Annotated in this window: 13 protein-coding genes, 1 other RNA gene and 2 pseudogenes; 9 read left to right on the top strand and 7 right to left on the bottom strand. The window is 64.6% G+C overall.

Annotation, left to right across the window (positions count from 1 at the left end; genetic code table 11):
• From WJW29_RS08605 to grxC, 3 genes and pseudogenes are all read right to left on the bottom strand, one after another.
• Window positions 1-316, bottom strand: a pseudogene (locus tag WJW29_RS08605) (transposase); the annotation flags it as partial.
• Window positions 317-466: 150 nt separating this feature from the next.
• Window positions 467-862, bottom strand: coding sequence for a carboxymuconolactone decarboxylase family protein (locus WJW29_RS08610; RefSeq protein ID WP_011260099.1), 396 nt, complete (start codon window positions 860-862; stop codon window positions 467-469).
• Window positions 859-1,167 carry a glutaredoxin 3 gene (grxC, locus tag WJW29_RS08615; protein ID WP_012445944.1) on the bottom strand — a complete coding sequence of 103 codons (309 nt, stop codon included), beginning with the start codon at window positions 1,165-1,167 and terminating at the stop codon, window positions 859-861. Before grxC ends, WJW29_RS08610 begins: the two co-directional genes overlap by 4 nt.
• A gap of 89 nt (window positions 1,168-1,256) precedes the next feature.
• On the opposite strand from grxC, the gene WJW29_RS08620 reads away from it, so the two are divergent.
• The 8 genes from WJW29_RS08620 to lpxH all read left to right on the top strand — a co-directional run bounded on the left by WJW29_RS08620 (window position 1,257) and on the right by lpxH (window position 12,405).
• A complete protein-coding gene (locus WJW29_RS08620) occupies window positions 1,257-2,963 on the top strand; it encodes a M48 family metalloprotease (protein ID WP_027703647.1) in 1,707 nt (568 codons plus the stop codon).
• Between the two features lie 180 nt (window positions 2,964-3,143).
• Complete coding sequence (gene phoB, locus WJW29_RS08625; RefSeq protein WP_011260102.1) at window positions 3,144-3,833, top strand: phosphate regulon transcriptional regulator PhoB; 690 nt, start codon at window positions 3,144-3,146, stop codon at window positions 3,831-3,833.
• A 72-nt stretch (window positions 3,834-3,905) separates the two neighbouring features.
• Window positions 3,906-5,234: a phosphate regulon sensor histidine kinase PhoR gene (gene phoR / locus WJW29_RS08630; protein ID WP_012445946.1), complete on the top strand. Its 1,329-nt coding sequence runs from the start codon at window positions 3,906-3,908 to the stop codon at window positions 5,232-5,234.
• Between the two features lie 115 nt (window positions 5,235-5,349).
• On the top strand, window positions 5,350-7,452 hold the full coding sequence (gene ppk1, locus WJW29_RS08635; RefSeq protein ID WP_011260104.1) for a polyphosphate kinase 1: 2,103 nt from the start codon (window positions 5,350-5,352) through the stop codon (window positions 7,450-7,452).
• Window positions 7,453-7,629: 177 nt separating this feature from the next.
• A complete protein-coding gene (ppx, locus tag WJW29_RS08640) occupies window positions 7,630-9,150 on the top strand; it encodes an exopolyphosphatase (protein WP_012445948.1) in 1,521 nt (506 codons plus the stop codon).
• A gap of 204 nt (window positions 9,151-9,354) precedes the next feature.
• Complete coding sequence (locus WJW29_RS08645) at window positions 9,355-10,491, top strand: glycosyltransferase family 1 protein (protein ID WP_011260106.1); 1,137 nt, start codon at window positions 9,355-9,357, stop codon at window positions 10,489-10,491.
• Window positions 10,472-11,014 carry a phosphatase PAP2 family protein gene (locus WJW29_RS08650; RefSeq protein ID WP_011260107.1) on the top strand — a complete coding sequence of 181 codons (543 nt, stop codon included), beginning with the start codon at window positions 10,472-10,474 and terminating at the stop codon, window positions 11,012-11,014. Before WJW29_RS08645 ends, WJW29_RS08650 begins: the two co-directional genes overlap by 20 nt.
• Window positions 11,015-11,661: 647 nt before the next feature.
• Window positions 11,662-12,405, top strand: coding sequence for a UDP-2,3-diacylglucosamine diphosphatase (lpxH, locus tag WJW29_RS08655; protein ID WP_011260108.1), 744 nt, complete (start codon window positions 11,662-11,664; stop codon window positions 12,403-12,405).
• Window positions 12,406-12,584: 179 nt separating this feature from the next.
• Here the strand turns inward: lpxH and WJW29_RS08660 are convergent, their stop codons facing one another.
• Complete coding sequence (locus WJW29_RS08660; RefSeq protein WP_011260109.1) at window positions 12,585-13,004, bottom strand: hypothetical protein; 420 nt, start codon at window positions 13,002-13,004, stop codon at window positions 12,585-12,587.
• A 266-nt stretch (window positions 13,005-13,270) separates the two neighbouring features.
• A pseudogene (locus WJW29_RS08665) lies at window positions 13,271-13,396 on the bottom strand (peptidyl-Asp metalloendopeptidase); the annotation flags it as partial.
• A gap of 564 nt (window positions 13,397-13,960) precedes the next feature.
• Here WJW29_RS08665 and WJW29_RS08670 point away from each other — a divergent pair.
• Window positions 13,961-14,038: non-coding RNA, sX9 sRNA (locus tag WJW29_RS08670), on the top strand.
• A 34-nt stretch (window positions 14,039-14,072) separates the two neighbouring features.
• Here WJW29_RS08670 and WJW29_RS08675 read toward each other — a convergent pair.
• Both WJW29_RS08675 and purF read right to left on the bottom strand, forming a co-directional pair.
• A complete protein-coding gene (locus WJW29_RS08675) occupies window positions 14,073-14,897 on the bottom strand; it encodes a ferritin-like domain-containing protein (protein ID WP_011409297.1) in 825 nt (274 codons plus the stop codon).
• A gap of 138 nt (window positions 14,898-15,035) precedes the next feature.
• On the bottom strand, window positions 15,036-16,502 hold the full coding sequence (gene purF, locus WJW29_RS08680; protein ID WP_011260111.1) for an amidophosphoribosyltransferase: 1,467 nt from the start codon (window positions 16,500-16,502) through the stop codon (window positions 15,036-15,038).
• Window positions 16,503-16,505 lie beyond the last annotated feature (3 nt).

The raw sequence follows: 16,505 nt of genomic DNA on the forward strand, positions 1-16,505 counted from the left end.
GCTGCAGGCCTTGCGCCCCTGTTTCTCGCGGGCCGCGCCAACCTGATTTTTTAAGCGCCCGCTCCAGCAGGCTTATTCCTCCATCGTCCACTTCGCTCCACTTGGCAAAGTAGGAATGCACCGTGCGCCACTTCGGAAAATCACTGGGCAACGCACGCCACGGGCAACCTGTCCGTAGCAGATACAGCACTGCGCACCACACCTCATACATATCCACTGTCACAGGCTTGGTGCGCTTGCGGGCTTGCTCCAGAATCGGGCGGATTTGCTCGAACCGCTCACGGCTCACGTCACTTGGATAGTTCTTCTCGCGCATTCGTGGAGTTTGCATGGTTTGAATAAGATCGTGAACAAGTTCTAAGGGCAGCAAGCGCCCAAGCGCAACGCGCCGTCTCGATGGTCGGCGCGCGCGTCCTGCCGGCTCTTACAAATCCCGAATACCCACCCCCAGGCCTCGGCTACACACTCAGTCGTGCGCGTGCGGGGCCGGCGCCTGCGCGCCGCTTTCGAGCTGGTCGAGGAAATCCACTGCGCGACGCAAGTGCGGGATCACGATGGAGCCGCCGACCACCAGGCCGACCGAAAAGGTTTCGAAGAACTCTTCGCGGCTCACGCCGGCTTCCTTGCACTGGGCCACGTGATAGCTGATGCAGTCGTCGCAGCGCAGCACCATCGAGGCGACCAGGCCGAGCAGCTCCTTGGTCTTCACGTCCAGGGTGCCGGCTTGATAGGTCTGGGTGTCCAGCGCAAAGAAGCGCCGCACCACTTGGTTCGGCTCGGCCAGGATGCGCTGATTCATGCGCTGACGGAATTCGGTGAATTCGCGCAGGCGGTCGGCGCTGCCTTCGTCGGAACCACTCATGCCTGACCGCCCGCGCTGCCGGCCAACAACTGCTCGAGCTTGCCGGCCCGGTGCATGGCCATCATGTCGTCGTAGCCGCCCACATGGACGTCGCCGACGAAGATCTGCGGCACGCTGGTGCGCTTGGCCAGGGCGACCATCTTGTCGCGCTCGGCCGGATCCAGATCGATCCGCACCTCGGTCCAGGTCTTGCCCTTGCTCTTGAGGAAGTTCTTGGCTGCCACGCAATACGGGCAAATGGCCGAGGAATACAGGGTGATCTGCGGACCGGAGGCCGCGCCCTGATCGGTATGGTCTTGGCTCACGGGAAACTCCGTGGTTGGTATGGGGTCTGACACATGGTACCGGGCGACTGGAATTTCCATGTCCTCACCGCAACACTGCGGGTTAACCGATGATTCACGCCGTCGCGCCGTGCTGCCCGCATGCTCCGCGAACTACCTGGGAGTTCCACTTGCGCCTGCTACCGCTCGCCACTGCCCTCACGCTGGCTGTTGCCATGGGTGTGACACCTGCGCAGGAAAACCGCCTGCCCGACATCGGCTCGTCGGCCGGCGAGTTGCTGACCCCGGCGCGTCAGGCCGAGTACGGCAAGATGATGCTGGCCGAGTTGCGCAACTACGACTACGTGCTGGACGACCCGCTGATCACCGACTGGCTGCAGACCATGGGCACCCGGCTGGGCGCCAACAGCGACCAGCCGCAGCAGCCGTTTACGTTTTTCATGCTGCGCGATCGCCAGATCAATGCGTTCGCCACGCTCGGCGGCTATGTCGCGGTCAATGCCGGGCTGGTGTTGACCGCCGAGCGCGAGGACGAAGTGGCGGCGGTGCTGTCGCATGAAATCGCCCACGTCACCCAGCAGCACGTGCTGCGTGCAGTGGAGCGCGCGCAGCGCGACCAGATCCCGATCCTGCTCGGCATGCTGGCGGCGGTGGTGGCGGCGCAGCAGGCCGGTGGCAACTCCAAGGGCGACGCCACCATGGCCACCATCACCAGCGCGATGGGGCTGATGCAGCAGCGGCAGATCGACTACACCCGTTCCAACGAATCCGAAGCCGACCGGCTGGGCATCCGCACGCTGGCGCGCAGCGGTTACGACGTCGATGCGATGGCCGGGTTCTTCGAGCGCATGTCGGTGGCGATGCGGGCCAATGAGGGTGGCTACAGCGCGCCGGATTTCCTGCAGACCCACCCGGTGACCGTCACCCGCATCAGCGAAGCCAAGGCGCGCGCCGAGCAGATGAAAAAGAACACCGTGGTGCTGACCACCTCGGTGCCGGGTGGAAGCCGCCAGGAACGCGTGGACCCGGCCGACCCGTCGCTGTCGGAGCCGCTCAGCCACAACGGCAACGCGCTGCTGCCCTACGCGCTGCGACTGCCGGTGGACGCGCTCAGCCGCGGCGCCGACCAGCAGGGCTTCGATTGGGCGAAAGAACGCCTGCGCGTGCTCAGCGCAGCCACGCCGGATGCAGCCATTCGCGAATACGAAAACCTGCGCCGCAGCGCAAAGCAAGGCTTGAGCGATGCGCAACGTTATGGCCTGGCGCTGGCAAAGCTGCGCAACAGCGGCGGGCGGCCAAGCGAGCCGGTGGCCGAGCTGAGCAGCCTGCTTGAGGCTCATCCGGATAATCTGTGGCTGGCGCTGGGCCTGAGTCAGGCGCAGGCGCGCGTGGGCCAACGCGAGGCGGCCAATGCACGCTTCGATGCGTTGCTCAAGCAATTGCCGAACAACCGTGCGGTGGCGCTGACTTATGCCAGCGCACTCAACGAGCAGGCCAGCAAGGAGTCCGGCCAGCGCGCGCGCCAGGTGCTGGAGCCGTTGGTGCACCGGAGCAGCGACGACCCGCTGCTGCAACAGAGCTACGCCCGTGCCTGCGAGCTCTCCGGCGACCAACTGCGCGCCAGCGAAGCGTATGCGGAAGCGGCGTTCTTGAACGGTCGCGCCGAACAGGCACTGATCCAGCTGGAAGCGCTGAAAAAGAAAGATCTCGACTATGTGACACGGGCGCGCGTGGATGCGCGCATCGCCGCCATCACGCCGACCGTGCTAGAGCTGCGGCGCCAAGGCATTCGCGACCCGGATTTATCCACCCGCTGATCGCTGATGCGCGTTGCCGGCTGTGGGCGGCCGAGCGACCATCTGCCGGCAATGGAACTGCCGAGCCCGCTTCGCCAGGCCATCCCCATCGCCATCGCATAAGCGGCGCGAGCGACGTCACATTAGAGTCACAAAACCGTAGTCTACTGACGATCACCAAAACCAGACGGTAAGCCCCGCGTGCAGAAACGCATTCTGATCGTCGATGACGAACCCGCGATCCGCGACATGGTGGCGTTCGCGCTACGCAAAGGCGAGTTCGAGCCCATCCATGCAGGCGATGCCCGCGAGGCGCAGACCGCCATCGCCGACCGCGTGCCGGATCTGATCCTGCTGGACTGGATGTTGCCGGGCACCAGCGGGCTGGACCTGGCGCGGCGCTGGCGCAAGGAGCAGCTGACCCGCGATATTCCGATCATCATGCTGACCGCGCGCGGTGAGGAAAACGACCGCGTCGGCGGCCTGGAAGCCGGCGTCGACGATTACGTGGTCAAGCCGTTCTCGGCACGCGAGCTGCTGGCACGCATCCGCGCGGTGATGCGGCGCACCCGCGAAGACGACGAAGACGGCAGCGTGGCGGTGGGACGCCTGCGCATCGATGGCGCCGCGCACCGCGTGTTCGCCGGCGATGCGCCTGTGCCGATCGGCCCGACCGAATATCGCCTGCTGCATTTCTTCATGACCCACCCGGAGCGCGTGTATACGCGCACCCAGCTGCTGGACCATGTCTGGGGCGGCAGCGTGTATGTGGAAGAGCGCACCATCGACGTGCATATCCGCCGCCTGCGCAAGACGCTGGAACCATTCGGCCTGGAAAACATGGTGCAGACCGTGCGTGGCTCGGGCTATCGTTTTTCTTCGGCGACCTGACGTGCCGTAAAGCCCCCCGGCCGCGTTCTGGCCGGGTGGCTGCCTACCTGACGCTTCGTGCTAACGCCTTCCATGCCTCAACACATCCGTTCCGCCTGGCTCAAGACGCTTGGCACCCTTGCGCTGTTGTTGGGCGCTGCCGTCTTCGCTGGCGTGCTGATCGGGCATGTGTGGATGGCGCTGACGCTCACCGCGCTGGGCGTGCTGGCCTGGCACTACTGGCGGCTGCGCCAGGTGCTGCGGCGGCTCACCGCGCGTCAACGGGCCGAGCCAGCCGCCGGTATCGGCGCCTGGAACGAACTGGACCGTCTGCTGTATCGCAGCCAGGCCGAAATGCGCGGGCGCAAGCGGCGCCTGATCGAAATGTTGCGCACCTACCGCGCCGCGGCGCAGGCGCTGCCGGATGCGGTAGTGGTGGTGGATCGCAACAGCCAGCGCGTGCAGTGGTTCAACAAGGCGGCGGGCGGTTTGCTCGGCTTGCACCATCCCGGCGACATGGGCGTATCGGTGGTGGAGCGGCTGCAGCCGTTGCCGCTGGCGCATTGGCTGGCAGCCGGGCGCAACGCCGAACCGATGCTGGATGCCGCCTCGCCGGCGGACCCGGATCTGCGCCTGAATCTGCGCCTGATTCCGTATTCCGACGACTACTTGTTGCTGGTGGCACGCGATGTCAGCAAGTTGCTGCGGCTGGAGCAGGTGCGCCGCGATTTCGTCGCCAACGTCTCGCATGAACTGCGTACCCCGCTGACGGTGGTGCATGGCTATCTGGACATGCTCGACCCGGAAGACTTTCCGGAGTCGGGCCCGATGCTGGCGGAGATGCGTAAGCAGTCGCAGCGCATGGCGCAGCTGGTCGAAGATCTGTTGACGCTGTCGCGGCTGGAATCGCAGGAAGAACTCGGCGAAGAGCATGTGGCGATGGCGCCGATGCTGTCGACCCTGCGCCGCGAGGCCGAGGCGCACAGCCAGGGCCGCCACACCGTGGAGGTGATCGACGAGGCCGGCGTGGATCTGCTCGGCTCCAACAAGGAACTGCATAGCGCGTTTTCCAACTTGGTCACCAACGCGGTGCGCTACACGCCCGGCGGCGGCACGGTGACGATCCGCTTTGTGCGCGAAGGCGATGGTGCCGCGCTGGCCGTGCGCGACACCGGCTACGGTATTCCGGCCTCGCATCTGCCGCGCATCACAGAACGTTTCTATCGCGTGTCCAGCAGCCGTTCGCGCGAGAGCGGCGGCACCGGGCTCGGTCTGTCGATCGTCAAGCACATCCTGGGGCTGCATCAAGCGCGCCTGGACATCGAAAGCGAAGTGGGACGCGGCAGCGAATTTTCGTGCCATTTCGTCGCTGCGCGCGTCGTGCAGCGCGAGCCATCGGTGCCACTGTCACACTCGGCGTAATATGTAGTCAGTACGCGTCCAGCGCGACGCAATGGTCGCGTCCCGCGCGCGCCGCATCGCCTGCGCTGCAGTTGCGCGGTAACCACGCACATACTCCGTCTTGATGATCGATTCCATGGGCCACGCCAAAGAACTGCACGACATCACACCCGGCGACGACATCGCCACCGATCCGTTGCGTGATACGGCGCTGTACATCAACCGCGAGTTGTCGCAGCTGGACTTCAACTTCCGGGTGCTGGCGCAGGCGCTCGATGAGCAGGTGCCATTGCTGGAGCGGCTGCGCTTCCTGTGCATCTCGTGTACCAATCTGGACGAGTTTTTCGAGATCCGCGCGGCCACCGTGCGGCATGCGCAGGAGTTCGGGCTGCCGCCGGCACCGGACGGGCTGAGCCCAACCGCCATCCTCAACGCAGTGCACGATCGCGCCGCCAAGTTGGTCGAGCAGCAATACCACGCCTGGAATGAAGTGCTGCGCCCGGCGATGGAAGACGCCGGCGTTGCCGTGCTCAGCCCCTCGGCATGGACCTCGCGCCAGAAACGCTGGCTGCGTGCCTACTTCCGCAACGAGATCATGCCGGTGCTGTCGCCACTGGGGCTGGACCCGGCGCACCCGTTCCCGAAGATCCTCAACAAGACCTTGAACATCGTGGTGGTGCTGGAAGGCCAGGACGCGTTCGGCCGCGCCGGGCATCTGGCCATCGTGCGCGCACCGCGTTCGCTGCCGCGCATCATCCAGCTGCCGGCCAGCCTGTCGCCGGAGGGCGCGCAGAGTTTCGTGTTCCTGTCGTCGGTGTTGTCCGAATTCGTCGACGAACTGTTCCCGGGCATGCAGGTCATGGGCTCGTATCAGTTCCGTGTCACCCGCAATTCCGAACTGGTGGTGGACGAGGAAGAAGTCGAAAACCTGGCGCTGGCCTTGCGCGACGAGTTGGTCACGCGCGGCTACCGGCCGGCGGTGCGGCTGGAGATCGCGCACGACTGCCCGGCGCCCATCCTGCGCACCTTGCTGCAAAATTTCGGACTGAACGAGAACGCGGTGTACCGCATCATCGGGCCGGTCAACCTGAGCCGCGTCACGCAGGTCTATGACCTGGTGCAGCGCCCCGAGCTCAAGTACCACTCGTTCAATCCGCGCACCTTGCGCGACACCGAGGGCATTTTCGAGATCGTCAAAAAAAACGATGTATTGCTGCATCACCCCTTCGATGCCTTCACAGCGGTGCTGGATGTCATCCGCCAAGCTGCGGTCGACCCGAACGTGCTGGCGATCAAGCAGACGCTGTATCGCACCGGAAAGGATTCGCTGATTGTCGATGCACTGATTCTGGCCGCACGCAACGGCAAGGACGTCACCGTGGTGGTGGAGTTGCGTGCGCGCTTCGACGAAGAAGCCAACCTGGGCCTGGCCGACAAGCTGCAGGAAGCCGGCGTGCAGGTGGTCTACGGCGTGGTCGGCTTCAAGACCCACGCCAAGATGCTGCTGATCGTGCGACGCGAGGGTCGCAAGCTCAAACGCTACGTGCACCTGGGCACCGGCAATTACCACAGCGGCACCGCGCGCCTGTATACCGACATCAGCCTGATCACCGCCGATGCCGAGATCGGCAATGACGTGCACATGCTGTTTCAGCAGTTGTCCGGGCTTGCGCCGCGCATGAAGCTGGAGCAGTTGCTGCAGTCGCCGTTTACGCTGCATGCCGGTGTGCTGAAGCGGATCGATCGCGAAACGCGGCTGGCCCGCAAGGGTCGCCCGGGCCGCATCATCGCCAAGATGAATGCCCTCAACGAACCGCAGGTGGTGCGTGCGTTGTACACGGCATCGCAGGCCGGCGTGCAGATCGATCTGATCGTGCGCGGGGCCTGCACGCTGCGCCCCGGCGTGCCGGGCGTGTCGGACAACATCCGCGTGCGCTCGATCGTGGGGCGCTTTCTGGAACACAGCCGCGTGTACTGGTTCGGCAACGACGGCGCCGCCGAGTTGTATTGCGCCAGCGCCGACTGGCTGGAACGCAACCTGCTGCGGCGGGTGGAGACCTGCTTCCCGATCCTGGAACCGGACCTTGCCAAGCGCGTCTACCGCGAAGTGCTGCAGAACTATCTGGACGACAACGTCAGCGCCTGGGAACTGGACGCAGAGGGCGTGTACCACAAGCGCACGCCTGCCCCGGGCGAGCCACCGCATTCGGCGCAGATGACCTTGCTCGATCGGATCTGAGTAACGCTGCAGCAGGCACTGTGGGAAGCCGTTCGCAAAGGCGGGCGTCATGCTCGCACCTGCAGCCTGCAGGTGGCACCCAGCGATTCCGAGCACCGACCGCACCCTGACGCTGAGAGGCCCACGCAGGGCCTCTCACGGGGCCAACGGACCATCGGCTACCATGCGGCCATGCCAATGCCCTCCCCCACGATTCCGCCCCTGCGCGATGGCGATTTTCTTGCCGCCATCGACCTAGGCTCCAACAGTTTCCACATGGTCATTGCGCGCTGCCTGATGGGTCAGCTGCGCGTCGTCGATCGCCTGCGCGAAACCGTGCGCATGGCCGATGGCCTGGATGGCAAAGGTGGGCTCTCCAATGAAGCACGGCAGCGCGCGCTCGAATGCCTGGCGCGGTTCGGCCAGCGCATTCGTGACGTGCCTTCGCTGCGCGTGCGCGCGTTGGCAACCAACACGGTGCGTCAGCTGCGTTCGCCGCAAGCGTTTCTGATGCCGGCCGAAACCGCGCTGGGTCATGCGATCGAGGTGGTCAGCGGGCGTGAGGAAGCGCGCCTGATCTATCTCGGCGTGGCGCATGCGCAGCCGCCCAAGCCCGACCAACGCCGGTTGGTGATCGACATCGGTGGCGGCTCGACCGAGTTCATCATCGGTCGCGGGTTTCAGACGCTGGAACGCGAAAGTCTGCAGGCCGGCTGCATTGCCAGCACGCGGCGGTTTTTTCCCGGCGGTAAATTGTCGAAGAAAAAATGGAAGGATGCGCTGACCGAGATCGGCGCCGAGTTTCAGCAGTTCGCCGGCCAGTACAAGGCGCTGGGCTGGCACGAGGCGATCGGCTCGTCCGGCACGCACAAGGCCATCGGCGAGATGTGCGCGGCAATGAAGCTGACCAAGGGCGCGATCACGGCGCAGGCGCTGCCGGCGCTGCGCGATGAGTTGCTCAAGGCCAAACGCATCGAAGACATCCAGCTGGCCGGCCTGGCGGCCGAACGGCGGCCAATCATCGCCGGTGGCATCTTGGTGCTGGAAGCTGCGTTCCAGGCGCTGGGTCTGGAGAAACTGATGGTCAGCAAGGCGGCGATGCGCGAAGGCATCCTGTACGACATGCTTGGCCGCGGCGGCGAAAACGATCCGCGCGACAGCTCGGTGGCCTCGCTGGTGCAGCGCTACGGGATCGACGAAGTACAGGCAGCACGCGTGGAAGCCACCGCCTGCCGCTTGTTCGACCAAGTCTGCGAATCCTGGCAACTGGATGGCGACGATGCGCAAGTGCTGCGCCGCGCCGCACGCCTGCACGAGCTGGGGCTGATCATTGCGCACAGCCAGTACCACGTGCACGGCAGCTATATCCTCGAGCACTCGGATATCGCGGGGTTTTCACGGCAGGAACAGCAGGTACTGGCCGCGCTGGTGCGCACGCATCGGCGCAATGTGCCCAAGACCGCCTTCGACGCCCTGCCCGACCGCGTGCTGCTGCCGACCCGGCGCAAGGCCGCGCTGCTGCGGCTGGCGGTGTTGCTGCACCGCGCGCATGATCCGGACCCGATTCCGACCCTGGAACTCACCGCCGACGACACCCAGCTGTCGTTGATCCTGTCGCAAAGCTGGATCGACTCGCGCCCGCTGCTGCGCGCCGACCTGATCGGCGAAGTCGACAGCATGGCCGGCCTGGGAATTGCGTTCAAACCGTTTGTGACCTGAGGCCGGGGGCCTCAGGCGGGATTGGAGAATCGGGATTCGCTCGAATCCAAAACTCCACCGTCCTCGCGATTCGTGCTGAAGAAATAATCTTGCTTTTGCGAATCCCTAATCTCCAATCCCGTCGCACGTGTCACTGCCACGTCTTACTAGCGCAACATCAATGCCATCGCCCTCCCGGAAGCTAGCCAAAACGGGAGAACGGGCATGCGCTACGCGATCGTTACCGAAACCTATCCCCCCGAGGTCAACGGTGTTGCGTTGACCGTGCACGGCCTGGAAACCGGCCTGCGCGCGCGCGGACACCAAGTGGATGTCGTGCGTCCACGCCAGAGCGCCGACACCACAGCGACCGATGCGCTACTGGTACGCGGTGCATCGCTGCCGCGCTACCCGGGATTGAAATTCGGCCTGCCGGCCACGCACCGTCTCGTACGTCATTGGCGCAGCACGCAACCGGATGCGATCTATGTGGCCACGGAAGGCCCCCTGGGCTGGTCGGCAATGCGCGCAGCACGCCGGCTCGGCATTCCGGTCGCCACCGGCTTCCACACCCGCTTCGACCAATACCTGCCCGATTACGGCGCCGCGTGGCTGCAGGGCACCGCGCTGCGCTGGATGCGGCGCTTCCACAACCAGGCCGAAGCCACGTTGGTGCCCACGCGCGAATTGCAACAGTTTCTGCGCGAAGACGGCTTCGAGCGCGTGCGATTGCTGGCGCGCGCAGTGGACAGCCAGCAATTCGATCCAGGTCGTCGCGATCTTGCATTGCGCGCGGACTGGGGCATCGAGGGCGAAGGCGTTGCCGCCATCTACGTCGGGCGCATCGCCAACGAAAAGAATCTGCCGCTGGCCGTGCGTGCCTTTCGCAATTTGCAGCAGATTCGCCCGAAAGCGCGCTTCGTGTGGGTGGGCGATGGCCCGGCACGCGAGAAGATTGCCCACGACAATCCGGACTTCATTTTCTGCGGCATCCAGCGTGGCGATGCATTGGCGCGTCACTTCGCCAGCGGTGATCTGTTCCTGTTCCCCAGCCGCAGCGAAACCTTCGGCAATGTGACCCTGGAAGCGATGGCCAGCGGCGTGGCGACAGTCGCTTTCGATTACGGCGCCGCACGCGAGTATCTGCGCAACGGCCATACCGGCGCGGCGGTAGATACCGACGAGGCCTTCATCCAGGCCGCCGTCGCACTCACCGAAGACGATGCACTGCGCCAGCGCATGGGCACGGCAGCGGCACAGGCGATGAAAAAACTGCATCCGGACAATGTGGTGTCCGATTTCGAAGCCTTGTTGCTGGGAATCAGCGCTGCACGGGGGCGTTATGTCGTCAACGCGGCTTGAGGTCTTGCGCGGTCACGAAGCGCGCTGGTGCCGACGCGCCAATCTGTGGTGCCGACGCAACCCGGTACGGCGCGTCTTCGCCTCCATCAGCCGTCTAGGCGACGGCGTGTTCTGGTACGCCTTGATGGGGTTGCTGGTGGTGCTCGACGGCATGCATGGCGTGCGTGCATCGGCGCACATGGCCGCCACCGGCGTGCTTGCATTGACGCTATACAAGGCGCTCAAACGCTGGACCCGGCGTCCGCGCCCGTATGCGGCGGACGTGCGCATTCGCGCCTGGGTGGCACCGCTGGACGAGTTCAGCTTCCCCTCCGGCCACACGTTGCATGCGGTGTCCTTCAGCATCGTGGCACTGGCCTATTATCCCTGGCTCGCCCCTTTGCTGGTGCCGTTTTCGGCCGGCGTGGCGCTTTCGCGCGTGGTACTGGGGCTGCACTATCCCAGCGACGTACTCGCCGCCACGGTGATCGGTGTGCTGCTGGCGAGCCTGTCGCTGTGGGGGCTGCCGGTGGTGTTGGGCTAAGCGCCAGCCATGGCGAGGCGCGGCTGACTGACAGGCAGGCGGAAAGAGAGACCGACGAGCAACCCGGACGGAACCAAGCAGGCAGCAGCGCTTCTTCGCCTCACCCTTCTCCCTGCGGGACATTGTCCTACTTGATGGGGGAGAAGGCGCCCTGCAGGGACGGATGCGGGTAGGTGCGAGGCCTCATGCACTTGCCGTCGATTGGTCTGGCACGATCAATTGTTCTTGCACGGAGGTTGATAATGAAACCGTATGGCGCAGCGGTGCGACTTCAGCGTGTGGCTTCGCCCCGTACCTTCACTCCTACCCTCTCCCGCAGGGAGAGGGGCGAGCTGCGAGCTGCCTTTCGCTCTTGACGATAGCCGCTGCGCATGACGCTCTGGTGCCGAGTCATGCTCACGAGCGCCACGCCTGCGTGACCACTGATCAGAGGCATCAGACGTCGGGCATTGGGCAACTGACACGGATCGCCAGTCGCTTCGAAGCCAATGACTGACGCGTGCCACCAATAGCAGATCGACAAGCCCAACTTCTGATACCAAATCACTTATCAACCGTGATCCGCCAATCTCGACTCTCCACTCCCGAATCACAAATCTCGCATCCTTGCCCCTGACCGCCCCGCGCTGCCGCCGTACAATGGCGCAATGACCACCCTGTTCATTTCCGACCTGCATCTGGATCCGGCCCGGCCGGCGATTACCGAGTTGTTTCTGGATTTCCTGCGCACGCAGGTGCGGGGCAGCGACGCGCTCTACATCCTGGGCGACCTGTTCGAAGCCTGGATCGGCGACGACACCCCGTCCACGGCCGCCGATGCGGTGGCGGTGGCGCTGCATGCGGTCGCCGATGCCGGCGTGCCGGTGTTCTTCATGGCCGGCAACCGCGACTTCCTGGTGGGCGAAACCTACGCACAGCGCGCGGGCTTCCGCATCCTGCCCGACCCCACCGTGATCGATCTATACGGGCACACCACGCTGCTGATGCACGGCGACCTGCTGTGCACCGACGACACTGCCTACCAGGCGTTTCGCGCACAGACGCGCGATCCGGTATTTCAGGCGCAGTTCCTGGCCCAGCCGCTGGCCGCACGCGTGGCGTTCGCGCAGCAGGCGCGCGCGGCCAGCCAGGCGCGCCATGCAGAACTCAAGCAGGGCGACCAGTCGAACGTTGAAACCGTCACCGACGTCTCGCCGGCCGAAGTGGAAGCCACCTTCGTGCGTTACGGGCTGGATCGGCTAATCCACGGCCACACGCATCGCCCTGCCATCCACACCGTACAGGCCGGCGGCAACACCTGCACGCGCATCGTGCTGGGCGACTGGTACGAACAAGGCTCGGTCTTGCGTTTGGATGCCGATGGTGTGTCGCTGGAGCAGTTCGCGCTGTAAGGCAGCGCATCCACACGCTGTGCCTGCAACGCAAGACACCGTGACGCTGAATGACATGCGCGCGCCGGGTCATCTCAAGCGCGCCTTACGCGACCGCCTCGCCGCTACGCAACGGCTGTCGTGGCGCTTGCTGACATCTGCGCGCAGTCAGTCTGCACTGGATCAATGACCACAAAGCATCACTGCATGCTTCGCGCACGCTGCGCGTAGTCGAAGAAATCCGCATTTACTACGTCGTACCACAGCAACGTGCCATCGGCCTGCACGCGGAAACGGTCGCGTACCGGGCTGGTCTGCGGATCACCGGGGCAACCGTCGCCGTGGCGTTCGCGCACTGCAAAATCGAAAGCGTCAGGCGAAGGCGCATCGCCTTCCTCGGCCATGATCCCGATGCAGTTATCCGGGTACACATGGTCGCTCTGCAAACGGGCTTCAAGCACATGCAGCGCGCGGGTTTGCGCGTCCTCACTGGCGGGCGCTGCAGGCGCGGTAACGGCAGGCTTGGGCTGCGTGGCAACGGGCTCGGCCGGTTGCTGCTTGCATCCGGCAACCGCCAGTGCGGCCAGGCAGACAAGCGCATAACGCAGGGGCGTGGACATGAAGGCTCCGCTCGACAAGACAGGGCCGGCAGTGACCGGCGGTGCGCCTAGTCTGCGCGATCCACGCGCGTGGGTGTAGCGTAAAAACGCCCGGCACGTGCGGTGCCGGGCCAGGTTTGGATCACTCCACGAGACTGAACGGAAGCCGGCAATCGTGGCCTTGGTGTTGACCAGCGCGCGTTGGTTGTCGGCGGTGCTGGCATTGCCCATGGGCACGCCGTTGTAGCTGATGTTGGGGTTAGACCAACAGTGCAGCCGGAGCAGTCGGTGGCGGCGGCACTGCGGCTTGGCGCAGGCCCGGTTTGATAGAGCGGTTTGCCGGCAGCGACGGCCGAACCGGCCAGGCACATGACGATCAGACCCACCGCGGTGCACATCGACTTCGACTTCATCGTCTTTCTCTCCTAAGACATGAAAGTTACGGATGTGAAACTCCTGCCCCCTGCCCACGGGACGCCATCAGGGCGCGTTGCACCGGACCGAATGCAGGTTGTTGCAATAGAAAATTACGGTTCTGCGATGTTTGCCGACGCCTGGATGCGATTCCAGCAGCGATCACGCAGGATCCATCGCACAGTCCTGCGGAAAAAAACGCGGTCTATCTGGGCCATGTCGAACAAGCGCTAGCCGCATTGATGCGTAACACAGCGACATCGCGTCGTTATGGAGATCGCTCTGCATGGACCTGTTCGCCTTCGCCACGCGATGGGCTGCGCGAATCTTCCCTATGGTGCAAGACACCGCGGCGCCTGTCGTATCGGCGCCGGCGGCTCGCGCCGGGTCGTCCTGGAAGGATCGAACTCATCCGCCGAGCATCGCCAGGCGCGCTCAGGTGACACGGCGCCAGCGCACGAACGCGCAAGAAAAATTCAGGACATAAGCTACGACTGCTTAGAGCGGCGAATAAAACGACTGCGCTCACCGCCAAGCCGGCGCGGCCGGTGCTCGGAATCGGCATGTACCAACTCGTACACTGCGGTTCTGAGCGCGCCGTCCGCGCCCACCTGACAGCTGCTCGCTTCGTTTTGTGAGCCGCTCTTATTCGCTACGCAGACACCGCCGCCACGCTCAGCCAGCCTGCTCCACCAAATCGGCCAGCTCGTCTTCGTCGAAACCGGCAAGCAGGCGCGCCTGCAGATTGAACGGCCCATGCAGATAGCCGCCAGCGTATTGGCGCAGCAACGCCTTGAAACGTGCGCGTGGCTCGACGCCGGCCTGCTCGCAATACCACCGGTACCAGCGCGAACCCGCGGCGACGTGCGCCACTTCTTCGCGCAGGATGGTTTCGAGCACCTCGGCAGTGGCTGCGTCGCCGAGCAAGCGTAGTTTGACGATCATCGCCGGCGTCACATCCAGGCCGCGCGCTTCGAGCACGCGCGGCACCAGGGCCATGCGGGCCAGGCCGTCGTGCGCGGTTGTCTCGCACATTTCCCACAGCCCGTTATGTGCGGCGAAGTCGCCGTAGTCGCGGTCGTGCGCCTGCAAGCGCGCGCGTAACAGCATGAAATGCCGCGATTCGTCATCGGCCACCGCCACCCAATCGGCGTAGAACGCTTGCGGCAGACCGCGGAAGCGATACACCGCATCCCAGGCCAGATCGATGGCATTGAGTTCGATATGCGCAATGGCATGGATAAATGCGGCGCGCCCTTCTGGCGTACCCAATCCGCGGCGTGGCAACTCGCGCGGATGCACCAGCGGCGGCGTCGGCGGACGGCCCGGCATGCGAATCGGATCCGGCGCAGGCGCTGTCGGATTGATCGCAAGACGGCCTGCGCGAAAGGCTGCTGCGTAGTGTTGGGTCAACGCGACTTTCTGCAGCGGGTCGGCCTGGTCAAGACACAGGCGAGCAGCATCGAACACATCGGTGCTTTCGAATAGACCGATGCTCATGATGTCGGCCACAGCAGATGATGGCCCGCTGCAGAAACGCAGCGCACCGGCATGCGCTTACACGCGTTTTGCCTTGCACAGCCAGCCGGCAGCGCCAGCCCGGCGGGCGCGACCAATCGGCCGCGTCGCCGCGGTAATTCAGGCGCGACGACGCTTCTTGGCATCGTCCGAGCGCAGCTGCTGGATGCGTTCGAAATATCCCGGCTCGATGCCGGTGATGTACTCGCCGTTGAAGCACGAAGAGTCGAACTGCTTGATGTCCGGATTCCCTTCGCGCACCGCCACTTCCAGGTCTTCCAGATCCTGGTAGATCAGCCAGTCGCAGCCCAGAAACTCCTGGATTTCCAGCTCGCTGCGGCCATGCGCGATGAGCTCTTCGGCCGCCGGCATGTCGATGCCGTAGATGTTGGGGTAACGCACCGGCGGCGCAGCCGAGGCCAGGTACACCTTGCGCGCGCCGGCGTCGCGCGCCATCTGCACGATCTGCCGGCTGGTGGTGCCGCGCACGATCGAATCGTCGACCAGCAACACCACACGGTTGCGGAATTCCAGGTGGATCGGGTTGAGCTTGCGGCGTACCGATTTCTGCCGTTCGCCCTGCCCCGGCATGATGAAGGTGCGGCCCACGTAACGGTTCTTGACGAAGCCCTCGCGGTACTTCACGCCGAGCACGTTGGACATCTCCAGCGCCACATCGCGCGAGGTGTCCGGGATCGGAATGATGGTGTCGATATCATGATTCGGGCGCAGGCGCAGGATCTTTTCGCCCAGCTTCAGGCCCATGCGCATGCGCGCCTTGTGCACCGAGATGTTGTCGATCATCGAATCGGGACGGGCGAAATACACGTACTCGAAAATGCACGGCGCGTTGTTGGTCGGCGAAGCGCAGATTTCCGAAAACAGCTCGCCGCGCGCCGTAATCACCAACGCTTCGCCCGGGCGCACGTCGCGCACGCGCTGATACCCCAGGATGTCGAGCGCTGCCGATTCGGAAGACACGATGTATTCGGCGCCTTCGGCATGCTCGCGCTTGCCCAGCACCAGCGGGCGGATGCCGTGCGGGTCGCGGAACGCGACCAGGCCCAGGCCCAACACCACGCTGACCACCGCGTAGCCGCCCTTGCAGCGGCGGTGCACGCCGGCCACCGCGCGGATGGCCGCTTCGGGGGTAAGCATGCGCTGCGCGTCCAGCTCGTAGGCGAACACGTTCAACAGCACTTCGCTGTCCGAATCGGTATTGATGTTGCGGCGGTCGGCTTCGAACACTTGCTGGCGCAAGGCCTCGGTGTTGATCAGGTTGCCGTTGTGCGCCAGCGCGATGCCATAAGGCGAGTTGACATAGAACGGCTGCGCCTCGTCCATGCCTTCCGAACCTGCGGTCGGGTAACGGCAATGCGCGATACCGACGCGGCCTTCCAGCACCGCCATTTTCTTTTCGTCGAAGACGTCGCGGACCAGGCCATTGGCCTTCTGCACCCGCAGGCGCGTGCCATCTGCGGTGGCGATGCCTGCGGCGTCCTGCCCACGATGCTGCAGGACGGTCAGGCCGTCATACAGCTGCCCGGCGACGTTCTGGTTGCCGACAATACCGACGATGCCACACATGGT

The sequence above is a fragment of the Xanthomonas sp. JL1 genome (assembly GCF_038405005.1).